The 20186-nt window shown below is 67.1% G+C and carries 15 protein-coding genes; 10 read left to right on the forward strand and 5 right to left on the reverse strand.

From position 1 onward, the window contains the following. Positions 1–12 precede the first annotated feature (12 nt). From ACFFJK_RS05165 to ACFFJK_RS05175, 3 genes are all read left to right on the forward strand, one after another. The gene (locus tag ACFFJK_RS05165) at positions 13–1215 is read left to right on the forward strand and encodes a sensor histidine kinase (RefSeq protein ID WP_379678068.1); all 1203 of its coding nucleotides are present in this window, start codon (positions 13–15) and stop codon (positions 1213–1215) included. Between the two features lies 1 nt (position 1216). Further along, positions 1217–1987 (forward strand): LytR/AlgR family response regulator transcription factor, encoded by a 771-nt coding sequence (locus ACFFJK_RS05170; RefSeq protein ID WP_379678069.1) that lies wholly within the window; start codon positions 1217–1219, stop codon positions 1985–1987. Positions 1988–2062: 75 nt separating this feature from the next. Beyond that, entirely contained in the window at positions 2063–2542 is a 480-nt protein-coding gene (locus ACFFJK_RS05175) for a VOC family protein (protein ID WP_379678070.1), read from the forward strand. Positions 2543–2566: 24 nt separating this feature from the next. On the opposite strand, the gene ACFFJK_RS05180 is transcribed toward ACFFJK_RS05175, so the two are convergent. The 5 genes from ACFFJK_RS05180 to pstS form a co-directional block, all read right to left on the reverse strand. Then, positions 2567–4726, reverse strand: a complete 2160-nt coding sequence (locus ACFFJK_RS05180) for a TonB-dependent receptor domain-containing protein (protein ID WP_379678071.1) — start codon at positions 4724–4726, stop codon at positions 2567–2569. Positions 4727–4811: 85 nt separating this feature from the next. Continuing rightward, positions 4812–5372: a manganese efflux pump MntP gene (locus ACFFJK_RS05185; RefSeq protein ID WP_379678072.1), complete on the reverse strand. Its 561-nt coding sequence runs from the start codon at positions 5370–5372 to the stop codon at positions 4812–4814. A gap of 237 nt (positions 5373–5609) precedes the next feature. Next, positions 5610–8309 carry a bifunctional diguanylate cyclase/phosphodiesterase gene (locus ACFFJK_RS05190; protein WP_379678073.1) on the reverse strand — a complete coding sequence of 900 codons (2700 nt, stop codon included), beginning with the start codon at positions 8307–8309 and terminating at the stop codon, positions 5610–5612. A gap of 105 nt (positions 8310–8414) precedes the next feature. Next, the gene (locus ACFFJK_RS05195; RefSeq protein WP_379678074.1) at positions 8415–9053 is read right to left on the reverse strand and encodes a winged helix-turn-helix transcriptional regulator; all 639 of its coding nucleotides are present in this window, start codon (positions 9051–9053) and stop codon (positions 8415–8417) included. A 135-nt stretch (positions 9054–9188) separates the two neighbouring features. Further along, positions 9189–10226: a phosphate ABC transporter substrate-binding protein PstS gene (gene pstS, locus ACFFJK_RS05200; RefSeq protein WP_379678075.1), complete on the reverse strand. Its 1038-nt coding sequence runs from the start codon at positions 10224–10226 to the stop codon at positions 9189–9191. 179 nt (positions 10227–10405) lie between these two features. Here pstS and ACFFJK_RS05205 point away from each other — a divergent pair, with 179 nt between their 5' ends. The 7 genes from ACFFJK_RS05205 (at position 10406) to ACFFJK_RS05235 (ending at position 20179) form a co-directional block, all read left to right on the forward strand. Continuing rightward, positions 10406–10816 carry a hypothetical protein gene (locus tag ACFFJK_RS05205; RefSeq protein WP_379678076.1) on the forward strand — a complete coding sequence of 137 codons (411 nt, stop codon included), beginning with the start codon at positions 10406–10408 and terminating at the stop codon, positions 10814–10816. Positions 10817–10837: 21 nt separating this feature from the next. Continuing rightward, complete coding sequence (gene ggt, locus ACFFJK_RS05210; protein WP_379678077.1) at positions 10838–12583, forward strand: gamma-glutamyltransferase; 1746 nt, start codon at positions 10838–10840, stop codon at positions 12581–12583. A 113-nt stretch (positions 12584–12696) separates the two neighbouring features. Next, entirely contained in the window at positions 12697–13380 is a 684-nt protein-coding gene (locus tag ACFFJK_RS05215; RefSeq protein WP_379678078.1) for a hypothetical protein, read from the forward strand. A gap of 136 nt (positions 13381–13516) precedes the next feature. Continuing rightward, on the forward strand, positions 13517–16432 hold the full coding sequence (locus ACFFJK_RS05220) for a PAS domain-containing protein (RefSeq protein WP_379678079.1): 2916 nt from the start codon (positions 13517–13519) through the stop codon (positions 16430–16432). A gap of 191 nt (positions 16433–16623) precedes the next feature. After that, the gene (locus ACFFJK_RS05225; RefSeq protein WP_379678080.1) at positions 16624–17514 is read left to right on the forward strand and encodes a bile acid:sodium symporter family protein; all 891 of its coding nucleotides are present in this window, start codon (positions 16624–16626) and stop codon (positions 17512–17514) included. A gap of 301 nt (positions 17515–17815) precedes the next feature. After that, positions 17816–18025 (forward strand): hypothetical protein, encoded by a 210-nt coding sequence (locus ACFFJK_RS05230; protein ID WP_379678081.1) that lies wholly within the window; start codon positions 17816–17818, stop codon positions 18023–18025. Between the two features lie 84 nt (positions 18026–18109). After that, positions 18110–20179, forward strand: a complete 2070-nt coding sequence (locus ACFFJK_RS05235; RefSeq protein WP_379678083.1) for a PAS domain-containing sensor histidine kinase — start codon at positions 18110–18112, stop codon at positions 20177–20179. The last annotated feature ends 7 nt before the right edge of the window (positions 20180–20186 follow it).

Genomic DNA, 20186 nt, shown 5'->3' on the forward strand with positions numbered 1-20186 from the left:
CTGCCGCACAGCATGGCCACGACCCTGGCGGGCTGGTCCGCTCGTGCGCACCAGTACCCGATCTTCAGCAAGACCTGGTTCGTCTACCGCATGCGTTCCTTCAGGACGCCGCTCATCCTGTTCGCGCTGGTGATCCTGGTGGTCGCCGCGGTGGTGGCGCCGCCCAGGGCGGAAGAACACCTGCTGCGCTTCTACCTGACTTTCCCGGCGCTCTGGCTGGTGGTGGCGACTGCCCTGATGCTCGGGCGCGCCCTGGCGGTCGTGGTACACCGCCGCCGCTGGAGCCCGCGGCGCGAAGCTGCCGGCATCGTCTGCGCCCTGCTGCTGGGCATGGTCGTGGCGCTGGCGCTGACGCCGTTCGTCAGGACCGGCGGCGAGCCGGCGCAGGGGCGTGCGCCGACGGCCCAGGAAATCGCAGAAGCCCGCGACGATCGCTTGGTCAACCTGATCATCTGGATCCCCGTGGTGGTGTGGCTGGCCGGCCCCTTCGACCTGGTCGCCTACTTCCGCCAGCGCAGATTGCTGCGCGAAGCCGCGCTGCAGGCCCAGGCGGACCACTACAAGAACCAGCGCAACGAAGTGGAGGCGCAACTGTCGGTGCTGGCCAGCCAGGTGGAGCCGCACTTCCTGTTCAATACGCTGTCGGGCGTGCGCGCCGCCATGCTGTCCGATCCGGACCGGGGCATCGTCATGATCGACCACCTGATCGACTACCTGCGTTCGACCATCCCGCAGTTGCGCGCGGACCGGAGCAGGACATTCGTCACGCTCGGTTCGCAGCTCGACTCGGTGCAGGCTTATCTCGGCATCATCCAGGCCCGCATGCCGCGCCTGGACGTGCAGGTCGAATGTGCACCGGCATTGCGCAACGCCGCCATTCCCCCGCTGATGCTGATTTCGCTGGTCGAGAACGCCGTCAAGCACGGCATCGAACTGAAGAAGGGTCCGGCCCGGATTCGCGTGGCGGCCGCGCGCATCGACCGCGCCGGCGCCGGGGGCGACAATGGCGACGGCATGCTGGAAGTGACGGTGGCGGACGACGGCGTCGGCTTCGGCGCCGCTGCCGGCAGCGGGATCGGCCTGAGCAATATCCGCGAACGCCTGAAGCACTTGTACGACGGCACAGCCGCGCTGTCGCTGCACGCCAATCCCGGGGGCGGCGTGACGGCCGGCATCGTGCTGCCGCTGCGCACATTGACCGAAGAGGAAGCCTGAGATGCCCACCGCCGTGATTGCCGACGACGAAGACCTGCAGCGCACCGAACTGCGGCGCCTGCTGGCGCTGGCCTGGCCCGAACTCGCCATCGTCGCGGCCTGCGAGGATGGCGACGAAGCGCTTGCCGCCATTGCCGACTTGCGTCCGGACGTGGCCTTCCTCGATATCCGCATGCCCGGCATGAGCGGCCTGGACGTGGCAAAGGCAAGCGCCGGCAGCTGCCGTGTCGTGTTTACCACCGCCTACGACAGCCATGCGATCGAAGCCTTCGACCTGGGCGCGGTGGATTACCTCGTCAAGCCGGTGGCCGGGGCGCGCCTAGAGCAGGCAGTCACGCGCTTGCGGGCGCAACTGGCCACCGGAACCAATGCCGCGGAGCTGGTCAAGGCACTGGAACAACTCGACCGGCGCCTGCGGCCGGCAGCGCAAGCGGAAACCATCCGCTGGATCAGCAGCACCGTCGGCAACGTCATCAAGATGTTCCCGATCGAGGAAGTCCTGTTCTTCGAGTCGGATACCCGGTACACCCGCGTGGTCAGCGCCACCGACGAAGGCCTGCTGCGGATGCCGATCAAGGAACTGGCTGCGGGGCTGGACCCGGACCGGTTCTGGCAGATCCGGCGCGGCACGCTGGTATGCGCGCGCGCCATTGCGCGCGTGCGCCGCGATGAGCTGGGTAACTTCACGGTGGAGTTGCGGGATCATTCGGCACAACTCAAGGTCGGCCAGACCTATGCCTGGCGTTTCCGTAACGAAGTGCTGATGCGCTGATACCCAAGGCCGGTGGCCCGGACGCTCCCGGCTGCGCTATGCTGACATTCCCTCTTACCCCATCGGAGAAACGGCATGATCAGCAAAAACACGATTTGCCTCTGGTTCGACGGTAGCGCCCTGGATGCCGCGCAGTTCTACGCAGCCACCTTTCCCGACAGCGCAGTCCACCAGGTCTTCCGGGCGCCGAGCGACTATCCTGCCGGGAAACAGGGCGACGTCCTGACGGTCGCGTTCACCGTGGCCGGCATCCCCTGCATCGGCCTGAACGGCGGTCCGGCTTTCAGGCACAGCGAAGCGTTCTCGTTCCAGATCGCGACCGACGACCAGGAAGAAACCGACCGCCTGTGGCATGTGATCGTTGCCAACGGTGGCCAGGAAAGTGCATGCGGCTGGTGCAAGGACCGGTGGGGCCTGTCCTGGCAGATCACGCCGCGGGTCTTGATCGAAGGCCTTGCCGATCCCGACCCGGCGGTGGCCAGGCGGGTGTTCGAGGCAATGATGACGATGCGCAAAATCGACGTCGCGGCCATCGAGGCGGCCCGGCGCGACTGAGGCGCGCCGGCTGCGCCACCCCGCTTACAGGTCGACGTTCACCGACAGCCAGAGGCGGCGCCCTTCGCCGTTGTTCACGTACACGCTGCTGTAGGTCAGCGGGCCGCTCGCCGCCGCGCGGTACGGGCGGTAGTCGATGAAGTCCTTGTTCAGCAGGTTGTAGATGGCCGCGTTCATCGAGACTGTCTTGCTCAGCTGGTAGCTGGCGCCGAGGTGCAGCATGCCATAGCCCTTGTAGTCGCCCAGTGCCGCCTTGGCGGCGCGCGTCGCCGCCGTGGTGCCCGGGTCGCGGAAGCGCTCGCTGCGCACTTCGGCGCGCAGCCACGTTTTCCACTGCGGCGAGATGCTCCAGTTCAGGCGCGCATTGAGCGCATGCTCGGGCGTATCGGTGAGCGGCATGCCGGCGTTCGTCCCGCTCTTCTGCTCGCTTTCGGTCCAGGTATAGTTGGCATCGGCCGACCATCCCCGGCCGAGCGGGACGCGGGTGCTCAGTTCGACGCCGCGCGTGACCGCCTCGTCCACGTTGACCGACTGGCCGAAGGCATCGACATTCGGCCAGTTGCCGAAGCTGACGCAGCCCAGGCGGTTCGGGGCGCGCACGAAGCTGCAGTTGAGCAGCCCGGTGCCGCTGGTGATCTTGTCCTGGAATTCGTTGTTGAACAGCGTGGCCGACGCATGCAGGCCGGCGCCGTTGTCGAAATGCACGCCCAGTTCCGTGGCGGTAGTCGTTTCCGGCTTCAGGCCGGGGCTGCCGACCAGCGGCAGGGTGCCCTGTGCGCCGAATCCGTTGATGCCCGGCGTCAGCTGCTCCACGCGCGGGGTCTTGTAGCCGCGGCTGACACCGCCCTTGACGGTCCAGTGCGGCGAGGCGTTCCACACCGCATAGGCGCGCGGGCTGGTCTGGCCGCCAAAGATGCTGTGGCGGTCATGGCGCGCGCCCAGCGTCAGCGCGAAGGCGTCGACGATGCGCCACTCGTCCTCGAGGAACACGGCCTTCTGGGTGAATTCGAAGCGCCCCGGCGCCACGCCGTCCTGCATCGACGCGTCCCACCACTGGGCGCCGATCGTGGTCAGGTGGCTGCCCCAGGGCAGCAGCAGCTTGGTGTCGAACACCTTGCTCTTGACTTCCAGCACGCGCGGGCTGCCGGCGACGGCGCCCGGCGTGCCCGGCGGGATGGTGCGGCCGATGGTCTCGGTCTCGTTCACCATGTAGCTGTTGTCCCAGGTGCCGAAGTCGAAGCGGCCGCGGTAGGCGGCGGTGAGCTGGTCGCGGTTGTACTTCTGCTGCGGACCGTAGCCGCCCTGCACCGACTGGGTGCCGAGCTGGCCGCGCGAATTGTCGTAGGCCTGGCGGCTGGCGTCGGCATCCAGGGTGAGCGCGTGGTAGCTATTTGGCGCGAAGGTCAGGCGCGCGCCCAGGTTCTTGAGTTCCGATTCCACCGGGTTGGCGCCCATGGTCGGCGCGATCTCGGCGCCGGCGTCGGTGGCGTAGCGGATGCTGGAGGCGGCGCGGCGCTGGGTGCTGCCGCGCAGCGCCAGCCCGAGCACGTCGGCCGCCAGCGGGCCGTTGAGGTAGAACTTGGCGGCGCGCACGTCGCCGAAGGCCGCTTCTTCCTGCACGGTATAGTCGGCCGACAGGGCCGCCGACCAGCGCTTGCCGACCTTGCGCGTGATGATGTTCACCACGCCGCCCATCGCGTCCGACCCGTACAGCGTCGACATCGGCCCGCGGATGATCTCGATGCGCTCGATCGCGCCCAGCGGCGGCATGAAGCTGGTCTGGGTGCCGCCGAAGCCGTTCGGCGTGACATTGCCCGCCGAGTTCTGGCGGCGCCCGTCGATCAGCACCAGCGTGTAGTCGCTCGGCATGCCGCGCATGCTGATGTTCATGCCGCCGGTCTTGTCCGCCGCCGCGCCGACGTCGATGCCCTCGACGCTTTCGAGGGCCTGGGTCAGGTTGCCGAAACGGCCCTGCTCCAGTTCGTCGCGCGTGATCACCGTGATCGAGGCCGGCGCGTCGCGCATGCGCTGCTCGAACCCCGATGCCGTCACCACCACCTGGTGCATATCGGCTGCCGCTTTGTCGGGCCCGTCGTCCGCCCATGCCGCCCCGTGGGCGAGCGCCAGCGCGAGCGCCAGGGTGGAGGGACGGAACGGTACGGCGCGCAGGGAACGGCTCGACATGGACACTCCTAGAAAGAATGACAGATGACAGAAAGAAAACTGTCGAGATTCTAGCAGTAAATGATAATAATTCCTATTAGCATTCTCAATGTTGCAGGTGTTCGATCAGGATGGCGGTACCGACCAGCACCAGCACCACGCCGCCGATGCGTTCGGCATTGCGTCCCACGGCAGCGCCCAGCCGGCGCCCGAGCAGCACGCCGACGGTCACCATCACGGTGGTCGCCACGCCGATGGCAAGGGCGGCGTGCACGATCGAGACCTCGACGAAGGCCAGTCCGACCCCGACCGCCATCGCATCGATGCTGGTGGCGACCGCCGTGAGCACCAGCACCAGCAGGTTCTGCGCAGCGCCCTGCTCTTCCTCCTCGTCCTCGCCGAACGAGAGCCAGATCATGCGCACGCCCAGGCCCAGCAGCAGGAAGAAGGCGATCCAGTGGTCCCACTGGCGGATGGCGTCGGCCGCCAGCGAGCCGAGCGCCCAGCCGATCAGCGGCGTGATGGTCTCGATGCAGCCGAACAGCAGGCCGATGCGCAAGGCTTGCGGCAGCGTCGGGGTGCGCAGGGCGGCGCCCTTGGCGATCGCCGCGGCAAAGGCGTCGGTCGACATGGCAAGGGCAAGGAAAACGAGGGCGGTGAAGGTCATGCAGAAGTTCCGGCCGGGCACAGACGACGGCGCACCCGCACGCCCGACAATGGCGCGGATGGGCCGATGGTCTTGCCAACCGATTTCGTGATCATTGGCTGGTCACGAGGCGCCCGCGCCACGACCGACGGTCGAGTATGTTGACACGGGCACTTCCGCATGGCGCGGAAGCAGGCTACTCCCCACAGGGTGAAGGCATTCTAGGAGGAAACACCGAGCGATGCAAGCCGAAGCACGTTACACAGCCAGCGGTGCGTCTTTCAGCAAGAAACGCCGCTGCATCATCTCCAGCATCTCGCCGGCCGGCACCGGCCGCGCGATGTAGTAGCCCTGCACCTCGTTGCAGTCGAGCCCGCGCAGGATCGCCAGCTGCTCTTCGGTTTCGACCCCCTCGGCCACCACCGACATGCCGAGCGCATGGGCCATCGACACGATGGCCTGGAAGAACACCTTGCCCTCCTTCGAGTTGCCCAGCTCGGTGGTGAAGGCGCGGTCCACCTTCAGCACGTCCATTTTCAGGCGCTGCAGCTGCGACAGCGACGAGTAGCCGGTGCCGAAATCGTCCACGTGCAGCTTGACGCCCAGCGCGCGCAAGGCGGCCAGTTCGGCCAGGATGTCGTCGTGGTCGCCCATCATGGCCGACTCGGTGATCTCGACTTCGATCAGGCTGGCCGGCACGCGGTGGCGGCGCAACGCAAGGCTGAGCGCTTGCTGCACCCCGCCGCGCAGGAACTGCTTGGGCGAGACGTTGATCGACACCGGCACCAGTTCGGCGCCCTGCTCGCGCCATGTCGCCAGCTGGGCGCAGGCCTTGTCGATGACCAGCTCGCCGATGCGCGCGATCAGGCCGGTGCTTTCGGCCAGCGGAATGAATTCGCCCGGCGGGACGATGCCCAGCTCCGGATGCCGCCAGCGGACCAGCGCTTCCATGCTCAGCAGCTCGCCGCTGCGGGCATCGACGCGCGGCTGGTAATACAGCATGAACTGGTCCCGTTCGATCGCTTCCAGCATGCGCTGCTTCAGGCGCGCACGCGCATTCAGCGTGTGCGACAGGGCCGGGTCGAAGAAGCGGTATTGCCCCTTGCCTTCGTTCTTCCCGGCGTACATGGCGATATCGCTGTGGCGCACCAGGGTCTCAACGTCCTGGCCGTCGCGCGGGAACATGCTGATGCCGATCGACGCGCCCACCGCGTGCAGTTCGTCGCCGATCAGGAAGGGTACGCCGAATGCCTCGACGATGCGCGCCGCCACCGCCGCGACCTGGCGCTCGCCCTCCACCGGGTGCAGCAGCACCAGGAATTCGTCACCGCCGAAGCGCGCCACCTGGTCATTGGGGCGCAGCAGCGACAGCAGGCGCCCTGCCGCGGACTTGAGCAACTGGTCGCCGGTCGCATGGCCGTGGGTGTCGTTGACGTGCTTGAATTCGTCGAGGTCGATGAACAGCAGCGCCAGGTTTTCTTCACCGGCGCGCGCCTGCGCCAGCAGTGCCGGCATCGCCTGCAGGAAGGCATGGCGCGTGGCCAGGCCGGTCAGCGCATCCTCGTTGGCCATGCGCTCGAGCTGGGATTCGTGCTCCTTGCGCTGGCTGATGTCCTGCAGCGTCACCGCCAGGCCGTTGCCGACCCGTACCAGGCGCCGGTGCCCCCAGCTGATGTTCAGGCGGTTATCGCTCGGCATCTTGCGGTCGTCCTCGTAGAAGCCCGCCTGCATCGCCTTGCGGTAGGTCGCCATCAGCTCCTCGCCGAACAGCCCCGCATCGATCTGCGACAGGCGGCTGCCCACCAGCGTGGCGCGCGTCATGCCGAAGAAGAAGGCGCCGCGCTCGTTGCAATCGACGATGCGGAAGTCGGCAATGTCCCCGTCGCGCCCGTACACGGCGGCGGCCATGTAGAACCCGTCGTTGCCGCTCTCGGTGGCGGTGCGGTAGGCGCGCTGCACTTCCTCCTGCTCGCGCTCGCGCAGCACGGCACGGCGCGCCAGCACCGAGCCGGCCGCGCCGAGCAGCAGCAGGCAGGCGCTGGCGGCGATGGCGCGGTCGCGGCTCTCGGCCCAGTAGGCCGCCGCGCCCTGCAGCGCTTCCTGGTGCGACAGGCCGACCAGGGCCACCAGCGGATAGACCGCCGAATGGCGCCAGCCCAGCACGCGCGCCTGGCCGTCCGTGAAACCGTAGCGGCCCGCCACCAGGCGTACGCCGCGCTCGCTCGACCACAGGCCCGCATTCGGCGGCAGCACCAGGGCCCCGTCGTCCAGGTGGGCACTGCCGTCGCTGCGCTGCTCGACGCGCAGGCGGCCTTCGGTGCCGGCCAGCGCGACCACCCCGCCCGCGCCCAGCGTCGCCGGGCTGAGGAAGGAGGTGAAGTAGCGGGCGTCCACGGCCATCAGCACGATGCCGTCGAATTCGTCGTCGGGCGTGTCGAGGCGGCGCGTAAACAGTACCAGGTCCTTGCCGCCGCCGAAACGCGGCGGGGCGGCGCCGACCCGCAGCGCGGTCGAGATGTGGTTGCGGTGCTGGAGAAAGTACGGGCCGGCGGAGAGGTCGGCGCCGAGCAGCGCAGGCCGGGTCGAGGCGCGCACGATGCCGGTGCGGTCCACGATGGCCACGGTGTCGAAGGCGTTGTCGGTGAACATGCCGTCGCGCCGCAGCTCGTCGAGCAATCCGCTGTCGCGGGCGCCGTGCCGTCCATGCTCCCAGCTGAACTTCAGCTGCATCGTGATCTGGTCCATCTGCCCGACCGAACGCGTGATCACCTGCTCGTAGGCTTCGGCATAGGCGCCCGCATCCTTGCGCGCCTGGGTGTCGGCGCGCTTGCGCTCGGCATCGGCGCGAATCACGGTGGCGGCCCACAGTGCCGCGCACAGCAGCAGGGCCAGGAGCGGCCAGAGGAAGACGAGGATACGGTTGGTACGGGAAGCGACGTGGCCGGGATGTTTGCTCATGCAACGACTGAAATAACTGTTTCAACTAGGCAAGTTGCCTGGCAGTCTACTGAGCAAACATGTCATCCCGATGACATGCCGGGGTGTAGCAAAGAGCTGGACGTGCTAGGAAGCGGACAGCATGTAGCCGGCCCCGCGCACGGTCTTGATCAGGGACTTGGCCCGTCCCAGCGCCTTGCGCAGGCGCAGCACGTGGACGTCCACGGTGCGCTGGTCGAGGGTGTCGTGGGCCTCCCACAGGTGCGCCAGCAACTGGGCGCGCGTGAACACCTGGCCCGGATGGCACAGCAGGAAGCGCAGCAGCCGGTATTCGGCCTGGCGCACCTCGACCTTGTGGTTGCCGACCCGGACCGTGCAGCTGAGCGGATCGAGCACCAGCCGGCCGGAGCGCAGCAGGCGCTCGTCGGGCGTTTCTTCGGGCGGCGGCTGGGGGATGAATTCGGGCGGGGGCAGCGGCGCGTCACGCTCGCCTTCGCCGCATTCGGCGGCCAGCAGGATGACGGGTTTGTCGCGCAGGCGGCGGTCGCCGCGCAGGCGCGCCAGCAGGCGCATGCCGCCTTCGTGGCGCAGCATGGATTCCTGCAGCAGCAGGTCGGGGCGCTCGCGTCCGATGAAATCCCAGGCCTGCGCCAGGCTCGGCACGCTGTGCCAGATCCATTCGTCCTCGTGCAGCGAGTACTTGAGCAGCTCGGCAATGGCCGGCTTGTCGTCGACTACCAGGACGATCGTGTTAGCCGTTGTCATAAATGTAGGGTATCCGGCCTGGCCGAACACGCGTTCAAACGAAGTGGGAATGGATGTGCAGCCTGCTCACGTGAGTTGAACGCGTGGGCGGGAATACCCGCCCACCCTACGTCAGCGCCGCGTCGGTTCAAACGATCAGTAGATCGCCTTGCCCGAAGCATCCTTCAGCTGCGACTTCCAGTTGGCCTGGATCAGGCTGACGACCGATGCCGGCATCGGCACGTAGTCCAGGTCGGCGGCAGCCGGGGCGCCGTTCTTGAAGGCCCAGTCGAAGAACTTCACCACTTCGGCACCCTTGGCGCCATTGGCCTGGTTCTTGTGCATCAGGATGTACGAGACACCGGTGATCGGCCAGCTCTGCTTGCCCGGCTGGTCGGTCAGCACCACGCCGAAGCCCGGCGCCTTGGTCCATTCCGCGCCGGCGGCAGCGGCCTTGAAGGCGTCGTCGCTCGGCTGCAGGAACACGCCTTCGCGGTTCTGCATCTGGGTGTGCGACAGCCTGTTCTTCTTGGCGTAGGCCCACTCGACGTAGCCGATCGCGCCCTTGATGCGCTGCACGTTGGCGGCGACGCCTTCGTTGCCCTTGCCGCCCACGCCCACGGCCCACTTCACGGTGGTGCCGGCGCCGATGGTGTTCTTCCAGTCCGGGCTGGCCTTGGCCAGGTAGTCGGTGAACAGGAACGAGGTGCCCGAGCTGTCGGCGCGGTGCACGACGGTGATGTCGGCATCCGGCAGCTTCACGCCCGGGTTCAGCGCGGCGATCGGCTGCGCGTTCCACTTGGTGATCTTGCCCATGTAGATGTCGGCGATGACCGGGCCGGTCAGCTTCAGCTGGCCCGGGGTGATGCCTTCGACGTTGATCACGGTGACCACGCCGCCCATGATGGCCGGGAACTGCATCAGGCCGTCGCTGTCCAGGTCTTCCTGCTTGAGCGGCATGTCCGATGCACCGAAGTCCACGGTCTTGGCCTTGATCTGCTTGATGCCGGCGCCCGAGCCCACCGATTGGTAGTTCAGGCCGATGCCGGTGGCTGCCTTGTATGCTTCCGCCCACTTGGCGTAGATCGGGTACGGGAAGGTCGCGCCGGCGCCGGTCATGTCGGCGGCGTGGGAGGCCGACATCGCGAACACGGCGGCGGTAGTGGCGGCGGCGGCGAGGATCTTCTTGAACATTGGCTTGTTATTCCTATTCCTGGTTGATGGGGTGAGGTTTTGGACCACGCAGCAAAGTCTAGTCCGCGAATGTGACCGGTTTATGACTCCGTCAACACGGTTCTGCGACGTGCGTGCGCGACCGCGCGCCACGGGTTTGCTATGATGGGCATTCCAAAAAAACAACTGGATGACATCGCATGCGCCCCCTGCTCCGTGTCTTCACCTTCTCGTGCGCCGCCCTCGTACTGGCGGGCTGCGCCACTTCCCACGACCGCCTGCCCGAGGCACGCTATACCCTCACCGAGCGCCAGACCCTGCCGCTGGCCGAGCGCCTGAGCATCACCTACGAAGGCGCCGAAGACAGCCGCTGCCCGGACAATGCGCGCTGCATGTGGCCGGGCCGCCTGGCCTACCGCTTCACCATGCGCATCGGCAGCGTGGCGCAGGCCTTCTACCTGGTGCACGGCCAGCCGGGCTACATGTCGCCGGCGCTGCGCGGCTCGCGCATCGAGCTCGATCACCTCACCCCGCCGCCGCCACGCGGCATGACGGCAAGCGGACCGGGGCCGGTGTCGTATCCGGTGACCTTCAACATGTACGCGCAGTAAGCGCTGCCGGAACCTGAACCCATGAAGGCGGCGCTCGCTTGCGGGCTGGCTCTCTCCATCGTCCTGCACGCGCCGGCGGCAAGCGCGAAGACGCCGGTGGCCACCGGCACGGGCGGCGCGGTCGCCACCATCAGCGAGCAGGCCTCGCAGTCCGCGCTGGCGATCCTGAACCGGGGCGGCAATGCCGTCGACGCGGCGGTGGCCGCGGCGGCCACCCTGGGCGTGACCGATCCGTTCAGCTGCGGCATCGGCGGCGGCGGTTTCATGGTCATCTACCTGGCCAAGGACAAGCGCGTGATCACCATCGACCACCGCGAAACGGCGCCCGCCAGCTTCACGCCCGCCGCCTTCCTCGAGAACGGCAAGCCGATCGACTTCGACACGGCCGTGGCAAGCGGCGCGGCGGTCGGGGTGCCGGGTACGGTACGCGGCTGGCACGAAGCGTTGCAGCGCTACGGCAGCATGGACTTCAAGCAGGTGTTGGCGCCGGCCATCGACGTCGCCACCAGGGGCTACCAGGCAACTGAAATATTCAGTCATTTAACGGCCAAAAATGAAAGAAAATTTCAGCTCTATGCGCCGACGGGCGCCCTGTACCTGCGCGGCGGCAAGGCAGTGCAGCCGGGGACCCTGATCCGCAATCCGGACATGGCCAAGGCCTACCGCGAGATCGCGGCCGGTGGCGTGAAAGCCTTCTACGAAGGGCCCATCGCGCGCGCCATCGTCGACGCCGTCAACCGCCCGCCGCTCGCGCCCGGCAAGAGCGCACGCGCCGGCCGCATGACGATGGCCGACCTGGCGAACTACGAGGCGCGCATCCGCCAGCCGCTGCGCAGCACCTACCGCGGCTACGAGGTCTATGGCATGCCCTTGCCCAGCAGCGGCGGCGCGACGGTGGCCGAAGCGCTGAACATCCTGGAAGGTTTCGATCTCAGGAAGATGCCGCGCGCGCAGGCCGAGCACACCTACCTGGAAGCGAGCCGGCTCGCCTTTGCCGACCGCAACGCCTATCTGGCCGACCCCGAATACGTCGACGTGCCGCTTGCCGGCATCCTGTCGAAGGAGTACGCGGCCCAGCGCCGCAGGCTGATCGGCGCCGCGGCCGCGCACAAGGTGGCGGCGGGCGATCCGTACGCATTCCAGGACGACCAGAGCGTGCCGCTGCGGCCCCAGTCCGCCGTACAGAGAAAGCGCGAGAGCGCGCACACCACCCACCTGGCGGTGTCGGACAAGGACGGCAACGTGGTGTCGTACACCTTCACGCTCGAGGACTGGGGCGGCAGCGGCATCACGGTGCCGGGCTACGGCTTCATCCTGAACAACGAGATGACCGATTTCGATTTCAGCGGCCCGCATCCGAACGTGCCGGAAGCAGGCAAGCGCCCGCGCTCGAGCATGGCGCCGACCATCGTGCTCAGGGACGGCAAACCGGCCTTCACCATCGGCAGCCCGGGCGGATCGACCATCATCACCACGGTGCTGCAGACCATCTTCAACCACGTCGACCTCGGCATGCCGATGGACCAGGCGCTCGACGCACCGCGCATCTCCGAGCGCAATGGCGAGGCCACCTCGGTCGAACCGGGCTTTCCGGGCAGCGCCCAGGCCCGCGCCCTGGAGCGCTTCGGCCACCGCTGGGAAGCCGGGCCGGAAGAAATCGGCGCGGCCAATGCCATCGTCTTCAACCCCGACGGCACCGTCACCGCGGTCAGCGAAGGCAAGCGCCATGGCGTCGGCACGGCACTGGTGCAGCGGCGCGGGCATTGAGCATCGAGCAGTGAACAGTGAGCAGTGGGCACTGCGCACCGGCATAGGTGAACAAGCGCGTATTTTTGGCCGCAGCCGATCTGGTAATCTCCCCGGTTTTTGGCCGAACCGACATGCACGAAAACACAGACCCCGCTTACGCCCGCGCCCGCGCCCGCGCCATCGTGCGATCGACCGGCATCCTTGTCTGCGCCCTGGGACTGGCCCAACTCGTGCTGGGCCTCGCCAGTGCGCCGAAGGGAACGTTCAGGTTCGAATTGCTGGGACTGATCGTGGGCTTGCTGATCCTGTTCGGGAACATGCGCGCACTGGCGCTCGTGCGCTGGCTCGCATTGTTCGCCGTGGGCGCATCGCTGCTCGAACTGCTCAAGCCGGTGATCCTGATGCCGTTCGACCTCATCGTCACGCAATTGCGCCTGTTCCCAGGGCAAACCGCCATGCTGTACCTCCCCCACCTCCTCGGCGCACTGGCGGTGCTGCTCGTGGCGGTACGCCTGAGCCACCCGCAGGTCCTGTCGGCCCGCGCCGTGGCCGGGCTGAAGGCGCCCGCCACGCGCCTGCCGCTTGCACTCGGGATCGTGCTGGCGCTGGGCGTGTGCTTCCTGCAGTACCGCGCCCTGAACGGCGAGGACGCCGGTCGGGCCAGGCAGCTGGCGGCCGATAAATTCGGGCCGCGCTACCAGTACCACACCCAATATCTACACATCCAGTTCGGCGAGAATGCGGGCGTATCGGCCACCGTGCATGCCTGGAACGACAAGGAAGTGCTGCGCATTCCGGTACAGTGGCGCAGGTAGGCCGGGCTTGTGCGGCGCGTGCAGAAATGATGCCTGCGGCGGCTGCGCGGGCCGCTTCTCGGTATGCATTTCGGAAACGCCAGAAATGGCCGATTTGGCATAGAATTCGGCATCCTGTTTTCGTCGAACCGCACCCATGTCCACGGAATCTCCCCTGTTGTCTTCCCTCGAGGCGAACCTGACCTCAACGCTGGTCGCCAAGATCCGCGACTTCGCCATCTTCATGCTGTCGCCCGACGGCCGGGTCGCGACATGGAATGCGGGGGCGCAGCGCGCGAAGGGATATGCCGCCGACGAGATCATCGGCCAGCACTTCGAGTGCTTCTATACCGAAGAAGACCGCGCGGCCGGCGTGCCCCGGCAGGCGCTGGCCACCGCCCAATCGGCAGGCGTGTTCGAGGCGACCGGCTGGCGCGTGCGCAAGGACGGCTCGCGCTTCTGGGCGCATGTCGTGATCGATCCGCTCTACGACGACGACGGCACCCTGATCGGCTTCGGCAAGGTCACCCGTGATGTCACCAAGGCGCGCGACGCGCGCGAGCGTGAAGCGCGCGCCCAGGCCGCGCTGCTGCAGGCGCGCACCGAGCAGAGCCAGCACCTGCTGCGCCTGTTCGAGCAGGCGCCGGGCTTCGTCTGCTATTTCAACGGCCCCGAACACGTCTACGAGCTGCAGAACGATGCCCATCACCGCCTGGCCGGCTACCGCGACATCATCGGCAAGCCGGTGCGCGAGGCGCTGCCGGAACTGGCCGGCCAGGGCTTCTTCGAGCTGCTCGACGAGGTCTATGCCTCGGGCAAGCCCTATGTCGGCCGCGCCGTACCGCTGACCCTGCGTTCCGCCGACGGCAAGGACGTCGGAAGCTTCATCGACTTCGTCTACCAGCCCATCTTCGACGAGAACGGCAAGGTGCTGGGCATCGTGTCCCAGGGCAGCGACGTCACCGAACAGGTCAACAACACCCGCTTCCTGGCGGAGAAGCAGGCCGAGCTCGAACGGACCATCGTCGAGCGCACCGGCGCACTGGAGGAGACCCGCAAGGCGCTGGCCCTGGCCAATGAGCTCCAGCTCAGCAACACCTTCTTCCACAGCCTGTTCGAACAGGCGCCCGGCTTCATCTGCGTGCTGAAAGGGCCGGAGCACGTCTTCGAACTGGCCAACAACGCCTACCGCAACCTGACCGGGAACCGCGACCTGATCGGGAAAACGGTGCGTGAGGCGCTCCCCGACGTGGACGGACAGGGCTTCTTCGAACTGCTCGACAAGGTCTTCCAGAACGGTACCCCGGTGGTCGGCCAGAGCGTGCAGCTCGAACTGCAGGAGGGGCCGGGACGCATCGTCACCCGCTTCATCGACTTCATCTACCAGCCGATCCTGAATGCGCAAGGCGAGTCGGTTGGCATCTTCGTGCAGGGCAGCGACGTCACCAAGCAGAAGCTGGCCCAGGACGAGGTGCAGAAGTACCAAAAGGAGCTGGAAAGCCTGGTGGAAGCCCGTACCACCGAACTGCAGACCACGCAGGCCGCGCTGCAGCACTCGCAGAAGCTGGAAGCGATCGGCAAGCTGACCGGCGGCGTCGCCCACGACTTCAACAACATCCTGCAGGTGATCGGCGGCAACCTGCAGCTGCTGCGCGACCTGTCCGCCGGCGCCAGCCTGCCCGCCAAGCACATCGACACTGCGCTGCGCGCGGTCGAGCGCGGGGCCAAGCTGGCCTCGCAACTGCTCGCTTTTGCCCGCCGCCAGCCGCTGCAGCCGGTCGTCATCAACCCGGCCCGCATCGTGCAGCAGATGGACGAGCTGCTGCGCCGTGCGCTGGGCGAAACCACTGCCGTCGAGACCATCCGCAGCGGCGGCCTGTGGAACACCTGCGTCGACCCCTACCAGCTCGAGAACGTGATCCTGAACCTGGCGATCAACGCGCGCGATGCCATGCCGCCGTCGGGCGGCAAGCTGACGATCGAGCTCGGCAACGCAATGCTCGACGACGAGTACGCGGCCACCCACCACGAGATCACGCCGGGCCAGTACGTCATGATCGCGGTGTCCGACAACGGATACGGCATGAGCAAGGAGGTGCTCGAGCGCGCCTGCGAGCCCTTCTTCACCACCAAGCCGGAAGGCCACGGCACCGGCCTGGGCCTGTCGATGGCCTACGGCTTCGTCAAGCAGACCGGCGGCCACTTCAAGATCTACAGCGAGGTCGGACACGGCACCACGATCAAGATGTACTTCCCGCGCTCGTACAAGGCCGAAGTGAGCGAACCGATCGTCAAGGGCGGGCCGGTCACCGGCGGCAACGAGACGATCCTGGTGGTCGAAGACGACCTGGCGGTGCAGGCGACGGTGGTGGAAATGCTGCGCAGCCTGGGCTACAAAGTCATGAAGGCCGATAACGCGGCGTCCGCGCTAGTGATCCTCAACAGCGGCATGCCGGTCGACCTGCTGTTCACCGACGTCGTCATGCCGGGCGAAGTGCGCAGCCCGGAGCTGGCGCGCCAGGCCCGCCAGCTGCACCCGAACATCGAGGTGCTGTTCACCTCCGGCTACACCCAGAATGCGATCGTCCACGACGGCAAGCTCGATGCCGGGGTCCAGCTGCTCTCCAAGCCGTACGGGAAAGACCAGCTGGCGCGCAAGGTCCGGCAGTTGCTGTCGAAGCAGCCGGCGCAGCCGGCGCGCACTGCCGACGCCGCGCCGATCGAAACCGTCGCGGGCACCAGGCGCGTCCTGTTCGTCGAGGACGACCCGGACCTGCTGGCCACGACCTGCTCGCTGCTCGAGCTGCTGAACCAGCGGGTCGACGGCACCGCCGATCCGGCCGAAGCGCTGGCGCTGCTGCAACGCAGCCACTACGACGTCCTGATCACCGATTACGAGTTGCCGGGCATGAGCGGCGCCGAACTTGCCCGGCGCGCGAAAGCGATCCGGCCCGGCCTGCAGCTAGTGGTGGCGACCGGCTACGGGCATGTCGAGGAAGCGGCGGCGCTCGGGGCGCTCAGCCTGCCCAAGCCCTTCTCTCCTGCGGACCTGAAGCGCATCCTCGAGGCCTGAGCCCTGATGCCTGCCCGGGCGTGTTCAAGGCACGCCCGGCTTGATTTTTTCGTCCTGTCCCTCCTGCCACCCGGTTTTCCGGGCGGCGGCTGCACTACACTGGCGTTGCGGCGAGCAGCGCAGTGCCTCATACCGTTGCCTCCATTGCGTCATGCGCGACCGCACATACCAACAACAACGGAGACAAACGCATGAGCAACTTCATCACCCTGTTGCCCACCCTCCTGATCGGCGCGCTGGCGCTGATCATGTTCGGGCTGGGCCTGTCCCTCACCCTCGCCGACTTCCGCCGCCTGCTCGGGCACCCGAAGGCCGTCGTCCTGGCCCTGGTGCTGCAAACCATGGTGCTTCCGGCGATCTGCTATGGCCTGATCGTCGGCCTGGGCGTGGCGCCGGTCTATGCGGTCGGCCTGATGCTGCTGGCGGCCTCGCCGGGCGGCGTCTCGGCCAACCTGTTCAGCCACCTGTTCGGCGGCAACGTGGCGATGAACATCTCGCTCACCGCGATCAACACGGTGCTGTCGATCGTCAGCCTGCCCCTGATCGCCAACTTCGCCATCGCCACTTTCGCGAAAAGCGGCCAGGTGGTGCCGATGCAGACCGCGAAGGTGGTCGAGGTGATCGCCATCGTCCTGATCCCGGTGGCCATCGGCATGTTCGTGAAGAGCCGCGCGCCCGGTTTCGCGGCGCGCATGGACAAGCCGATGAAGCGCTTCTCGATGGCGGTGCTGGCGGCGCTGGCCCTGATCGCCATCGCCAAGGAATGGACGGCAATGACCACCTCGTTCGCGTCGATCGGCCTGGCCGTGGTGCTCTTCAACATCCTGAGCCTGGGCCTGGGCTACTACGTGCCGCGCCTGATGGGGCTGGACAAGCCGAACGCCGTCGCCATCGGCTACGAAATCGGCATCCACAATTCGACGCTGGCGATCTTCGTGGCGGTGTCGGTGCTGGGCGACTTCCAGCTGATGCTGCCGGCGGCAATCTACTCGGTCAGCATGTACGTGTTCGCCACCGCGTTCGGCTTCCTGGTGCTGGGAAGGAAGGCGGCTGCCGGCGCACCGGCGCCGGCGTCGAGCTGAATGCGTTCAGAACCTGTCCCAGTAGGGAGGAGGAAGTGATGATGCATGACGACTAGCGAGGGCAAGACGCGAGGAGGCCGCACTGCGGGCATGCAACGACGAGCAACGCGGTACCCGCTTGTCAGGCGCGTCAGCAACGACTCATTCCCTACTGGGACAGGCTCTTGGTCCATCCGCCCTGCTGCCGGGAGCTGGCCCAGCGGCACGACGTAGGTCAGCGGCATGAACGACACATGCACGCGAACAGCCAGCGGCTGTCTGGGAGCACGTCCGGATCGACGCGCGAGGAGGCGGGATGCCAATGCCGAGCGCAACCAGCACCATCAAGGTCCAGCGCGACCACAAACCCGGCCCGGTGATGAGTCGGGCCGATCACATTCAGCATCAGGCGCGGCCATCGCGCCGGACGCTGTCGCGGCGCAGCAAGGCGACATCCCAGCGGCGCGCCGGTCCTGCCTTGGATGCGATCAGCTGTTGCGTCTATCACATAAACGAGGAGCAACAAGCTTGAATCTATGACATTATTCGGCTGCGCCATCATCCGGCACCGCCGTCGGCGCCAGCGTTCTACCTATCATCATTCATAAAGCATCACATGCCGCATAGCGTTCATACGGCCGCGGGTTCCGATGACGGACTCCATGCCAATCCCGAGGTGCGGTTCCGGGAACTGTTCGAACAGTCACCCGCCAGCACCCAGATCCTGACGCCGGCCGGGTTCACGGTCCGTGTCAACAAGGCCTGGGAAGCGCTCTGGCACATCCACGAGGGCAGCGAACTGCATCGCTTCGTCATGAGCGCGGACTACAACGTCCTGCATGATCCCCAGCTGGTGGCGAACGGGATCGTGCCTTACCTGCAGCGCGCCATGGCCGGCGACTCTGTCCAGATCCCGGCGATCCACTACGACACCGCGGCCCTCGGCGAAACGGGACGGGCGCGCTGGGTCACCGCGCGCGCGCATCCGATCAAGGACAGTGCGGGCCGGATCGTCGAGGTCATGCTGATGCACGAGGACATCACCGAGCGCATCGAGGCCGAGGCGGCCCTGCGCGCGCGCGAAGAGCGCTTCCGGTCGCTCGTGATGGCGACCACGCAGGTGATCTGGACCACCCTGCCCGACGGCCGCGTCGCCGAGGCCTCCCCGTCCTGGATGGCCTATACGGGGCAGCGTCACGACGAATTCAGGGAATACGGATGGCTCGATGCCGTGCATCCGGACGACCGCGAGCGCACCCGCCAGGTGCACTCCCAGGCGGTCGCGACCCGCTCGGTGTACGAAACCGAATACCGCTTGCGGCGGAAGGACGGCGTGTACCGCTGGACCGCCGTCAAGGGCGTGCCCATCCGCGACGGTGCCGGCAACGTGCGCGAATGGATCGGCGCCAACCGCGACATCGACGACATCGTGACGGCGCAGGCGGCACTGGCCGAGCGGCTCGATCGCGAACGGCGGCAATCGGCCCTGCTGTCCAAGGTGGCGAACGCCTCGCGCACGCTGCATACGGCCCTGTCGGCCGGGGACATCGCCGAGGCGCTGGTACACGAAGTCCGCGACATCCTCGAGGTGCACCAGGCCGTCGTCTCCCTGACCGAAAACGACAGCTGGACGCAGGCGATCAATGCGGTGTCGCTGTCCGACAAATATGCGCGCTACAGGACCTATGCGGCAAAAACCGCGGGCACCGGCATCTATGCCGAGGTCTGCCGCACCAACACCGTGATGCGGCTCACCCAGCAGGAGCTGGAAGCGCATCCGGCCTGGAAGGGCTTCGGCGTCCATGCGAAGGACCATCCCGCCATGCGCGGCTGGCTGGCCGTGCCGCTGGTCAACCGCAAGGGAAAGAACATCGGACTGATCCAGGCTTCGGACAAGGTCGACGGCGAGTTCACCGACGAGGACGAGGCGATCCTGGTGCAGCTCGCCGCGATCGCCGCGAACGGCTTCGAGAACGCGCGGCTGGTCGATTCGCTGCGCGAGCAGGAGCGCCGCAAGGACGAGTTCCTGGCCATGCTGGCGCACGAACTGCGCAATCCGCTGGCACCGATTTCCGCCGCTGCCGAGGTGCTGAAGATCGCCGCCAACCCGGAGCGCATCCACAAGTCGAGCGAAGTGATCGCCCGTCAGGTCAAGCACATGACCTCGCTCGTGGACGACCTGCTGGACGTGTCGCGCGTGACGCGGGGCCTGGTCAAGCTGGACCGGCGGATCGTTGCCGTGGAGTCGTTCGTGTCCAGCGCGGTCGAGCAGTCGCGGCCCTTGATCGCCGCGCGCGACCATGCGTTCTCGGTCGAGATGGATGCCGTCGGGACGCAGGTCGACGGCGACGCGACGCGCCTGGTCCAGATCCTCACCAACCTGCTCAACAACGCCGCGAAATATACCCCACAGGGCGGCACGATCCTGCTGCGCGTCGCGCGCACCGGAGCGCAGGTGCGGCTCAGCATCACGGACAACGGCATCGGCATCGACCAGAAGCTGCTGCCGCATGTGTTCGACCTGTTCACCCAGGCCGAGCGCACCCCGGACCGCTCCCAGGGCGGCCTGGGCATCAAGCTGGCGCTGGTGCGGACCCTGGTGGCGCTGCATGGCGGCGAGGTGCAGGCGCACAGCGACGGCGTCGGAAAAGGCAGCACCTTCACGGTCTGGCTGCCGCTGGCGTAGGACGCGC

The organism is Massilia consociata (genome assembly GCF_042432755.1).
In the GTDB taxonomy this organism is placed as follows: domain Bacteria; phylum Pseudomonadota; class Gammaproteobacteria; order Burkholderiales; family Burkholderiaceae_D; genus Telluria; species Telluria consociata.

Bases quoted from the DNA above. Each gene is read 5' to 3' on its own strand.
- ACFFJK_RS05165 (WP_379678068.1), top strand. From the start codon at position 13: ATGGCCACGACCCTGGCGGGCTGGTCCGCTCGTGCGCACCAGTACCCG.
- ACFFJK_RS05170 (WP_379678069.1), top strand. From the start codon at position 1,217: ATGCCCACCGCCGTGATTGCCGACGACGAAGACCTGCAGCGCACCGAA.
- ACFFJK_RS05175 (WP_379678070.1), top strand. From the start codon at position 2,063: ATGATCAGCAAAAACACGATTTGCCTCTGGTTCGACGGTAGCGCCCTG.
- ACFFJK_RS05180 (WP_379678071.1), bottom strand. From the start codon at position 4,726: ATGTCGAGCCGTTCCCTGCGCGCCGTACCGTTCCGTCCCTCCACCCTG.
- ACFFJK_RS05185 (WP_379678072.1), bottom strand. From the start codon at position 5,372: ATGACCTTCACCGCCCTCGTTTTCCTTGCCCTTGCCATGTCGACCGAC.
- ACFFJK_RS05190 (WP_379678073.1), bottom strand. From the start codon at position 8,309: ATGAGCAAACATCCCGGCCACGTCGCTTCCCGTACCAACCGTATCCTC.
- ACFFJK_RS05195 (WP_379678074.1), bottom strand. From the start codon at position 9,053: ATGACAACGGCTAACACGATCGTCCTGGTAGTCGACGACAAGCCGGCC.
- pstS (WP_379678075.1), bottom strand. From the start codon at position 10,226: ATGTTCAAGAAGATCCTCGCCGCCGCCGCCACTACCGCCGCCGTGTTC.
- ACFFJK_RS05205 (WP_379678076.1), top strand. From the start codon at position 10,406: ATGCGCCCCCTGCTCCGTGTCTTCACCTTCTCGTGCGCCGCCCTCGTA.
- ggt (WP_379678077.1), top strand. From the start codon at position 10,838: ATGAAGGCGGCGCTCGCTTGCGGGCTGGCTCTCTCCATCGTCCTGCAC.
- ACFFJK_RS05215 (WP_379678078.1), top strand. From the start codon at position 12,697: ATGCACGAAAACACAGACCCCGCTTACGCCCGCGCCCGCGCCCGCGCC.
- ACFFJK_RS05220 (WP_379678079.1), top strand. From the start codon at position 13,517: ATGTCCACGGAATCTCCCCTGTTGTCTTCCCTCGAGGCGAACCTGACC.
- ACFFJK_RS05225 (WP_379678080.1), top strand. From the start codon at position 16,624: ATGAGCAACTTCATCACCCTGTTGCCCACCCTCCTGATCGGCGCGCTG.
- ACFFJK_RS05230 (WP_379678081.1), top strand. From the start codon at position 17,816: ATGCCGAGCGCAACCAGCACCATCAAGGTCCAGCGCGACCACAAACCC.
- ACFFJK_RS05235 (WP_379678083.1), top strand. From the start codon at position 18,110: ATGCCGCATAGCGTTCATACGGCCGCGGGTTCCGATGACGGACTCCAT.